2 protein-coding genes are annotated in these 2,845 nt (G+C 67.6%); both read left to right on the top strand.

Annotated elements, in window-relative coordinates:
• Nucleotides 1–486, top strand: a 486-nt coding sequence (locus tag ACMO6A_RS05540; RefSeq protein ID WP_418470880.1) for a Gp15 family bacteriophage protein, incomplete at its 5' end; no start/stop codon positions are given.
• On the top strand, nucleotides 479–2,845 hold a 2,367-nt coding region (locus ACMO6A_RS05535), incomplete at its 3' end, for a tape measure protein (RefSeq protein WP_418470879.1). The genes ACMO6A_RS05540 and ACMO6A_RS05535, both read left to right, overlap by 8 nt.

Genomic DNA, 2,845 nt, shown 5'->3' with positions numbered 1-2,845 from the left:
CAGGCGATCCTGCTGATCTACTACGGCCGGGGGGCGGTCAGAAACGGAGCGCGCAGGATCGAGCTGCCCGACGCCGTCAACGCGGACCCCGCCGGTGCCCTCCAGGCGGCGCTCGGGTTCTTGAACCTCAACGAGCCGCAGAAGCCAAAGCGCATGCTCGGCAAGGCCGCCGCGAAAGGCGCCAGGCTCTGGGACTGGGACTACGACGCTCCGCGCGTCATCGCGGACTTCCAACGCGAGTACGGCATCGACCTCACGGATCCGGCGCTCGACATGCACTGGTGGCGGTTCTGGCCGCTGTTCCGCGGCCTGGGTGACTCGTCGCTCACAATGACGGCCATGGCCGCGAGGGGCGCGGACCCGTCCGAGTACGAGGGCGACGCGAGAAGGCGGCTGGTCGAGAGGCAGCGGGAGCTGGCGCTGCCTGCGAGGACCGAAGAGGAGCGGCTGAGGCTCACCAGCCTGCTCTGGGGATTGGATGTCTGACGGCCAGGTAGTAATCGACATAACGGGCGACGCGTCGCGCTACCGGGCGGCTGTCTCCTCTATCACCGAATCGACCAAGAAGCAGGTCGCCGCGCTCGGCAACGGCCTGCAGTCGCTCGGCAAGGGCATATCGAAGGCCGTTACGGCCCCCATCGTCGGCATCGGCACGGCGGCGGTCGGCACCGCCGTGAGCTTTTTGAGCCTGCGCGAGTCTGCCCAGACCGCGTTCAGCACCATGCTCGGGAGCGGCGAGGCCGCCTCCAAGATGATCGGCGACCTCTACACGTTCGCGAAGAAGACCCCTTTCAAGTTCGACGGCATGATGCAGAGCGCCCAGCAGCTCATATCCATGGGCATGGCCGCCGAGAACGTGATACCGACCCTCACCGCCGTCGGCGACGCGGCGGCCGCGTCCGGCAAGGGCCAGGAGGGGTTCGGCGCCATCACCGCCGCCCTCGGCAAGATGCAGGCCCAGGGGCAGGTGTCCCTTGAGGAGATATGGTCGCTGTCCGACAACGGCGTGCAGGCCCTGCAGATCCTGGCCAACAAGTCCGGCAGATCCATCGACGAGATGAAGGAGGCCATCAGCGACGGCGCGGTGGAGTCGGGATGGGCCATCCAGGCGCTGGCCGAGGGCATCGAGGAAGGCACCGACGGCATGGCCGGCCAAACCGCTCGTATGGGCGGCATGATGGGCGAGTTGAAGAACACGTTCAAGGGCGCCTGCGACTCCATGACGTCTTCGATCCGAAACTTCGGCCTGGCGGTCGTCGGCGAGTACGGCACCACCGATGCCGAATCGTCGAAGTTCCTCGGTTCGCTCACCCGCATCGTGCAGCAGGCCACAGCGATCATCGACGCGGCATCAAAGAAATGGAGCGATGCGGGCTTGTCGATCGAGCCCATGGCCTCTGCCGTCGGCGACGCCCTGGAGAAGATCGCGGGCGGGATCGAGAAAATGGATCCCGCGACATTCGCCGCCATCGTTAAGGCGCTGGTAGCGCTCGCGGCGGCAGGGCCCGGCCTCGTGATTGTTGGCAAGGCCGTGTCCCTCGTCGGCGCCGCCATGGGTCCCATCGGCGCGCTCGCGTCCGGGGTTGCATCCGCCGCAGGGACGCTCAAATCTGCCGCCAAGGGCGCGGGCGAGTTCGCGTCCGGGATCCTCGGAGCCGCGCTGCCGGCCGCGAAGGACTTCACACAGAGCCTGGCGCACGGCCTGATCCCGCAGTCCGCGTTCGATACGGCCAAGCAGCTGTCGACGGATCTCGCCTACGGGTTCCGCGACGCCAAGAACGACATCGCCGAGGCGTTCGGCGGAGTCAAGGACAAGATCGCGTCCAAGTTCTCGGGCATCTCGGATACCGTCGGAGCGAAGCTCGCCCCCATCAAGGACAAGGTCGGCGGCTTGACGTCGGTGCTCGGCGAGTCTGCCAAGAACGCCGTGGACACGTTCGCCGCCAAGCTCGACCTGTCTGGCCCGGCCGAGAAGGCGAAGGGCGCCCTCGGCAAGGTCGGACAGGCAGCCGGCGGGCTCGCCAAGGGCGCGGCCGTGGCGACCGGCGTGCTCGGGGCGGCCGCGACCGGGCTGCTCGGCCTCGGCCTTGCGGCCGCCGCCGGCGGGGCCGACCTCAAGAAGATGGCGGACGATTTCGTTTCCAACATGCAGCAGATCACCGCCAACCTGCCGGCCCTGGCGGATCAGGCGTCTCAGATCCTCCCCACGCTGGTCTCGCAGGTGGTGGACAACCTGCCCGCCTTCCTCTCCGCGATCCAGCAGGCGTTTCTCCAGGTCGTCGGGATTTTGCCGACGATCATGCCGGCGCTGATCGACGGGGTGGTCCAGCTCGTCACGGCGCTCGCGACCATGCTCGTTACCATGGCCCCGCAGCTCCTGGACGCGGGGCTGCAGCTCTTCATCGCACTGGTCGAGGCCTTCGCCGAGATGGTCCCCCAGCTGACCCCTCTGCTGCCCGATTTAGTGAGCAAATTGGCAGGAATCCTGGTCAAAAACGCACCGGCCCTGCTCAAAGCCGGGTTCACCTTGTTCAAGGCTCTGGTCTCGGCTTTTCTGCAGATGGTGCCGCAGCTGATCTCGTCTTTGCCCCAGCTGATCAGCCAGGTGCTCTCCACCGTGGGCTCGTGGATGCCCAGCCTGGGATCGGCGGCCGGCCAGCTGTTCGGCATGATCGTCCAGGCCGTGCCCGGAATCGCGGGGTCGCTGCTCGGCGCGCTCCGGTCGCTTCTCGGCCAGCTGCCCGGCGCGGTCGCCTCGTTCGCCGGCAGCCTGGCCTCGGCCGGCTACAACATGCTCATGGGCCTCGTGTCCGGCATCACGAGCGCGGGCGGCGCCGTCTGGAAC

It is taken from the genome of Eggerthella sp. (genome assembly GCF_048329335.1).
Classification (GTDB): domain Bacteria; phylum Actinomycetota; class Coriobacteriia; order Coriobacteriales; family Eggerthellaceae; genus Eggerthella; species Eggerthella lenta.
This window is presented reverse-complemented; position numbering and strand designations above follow the sequence as displayed.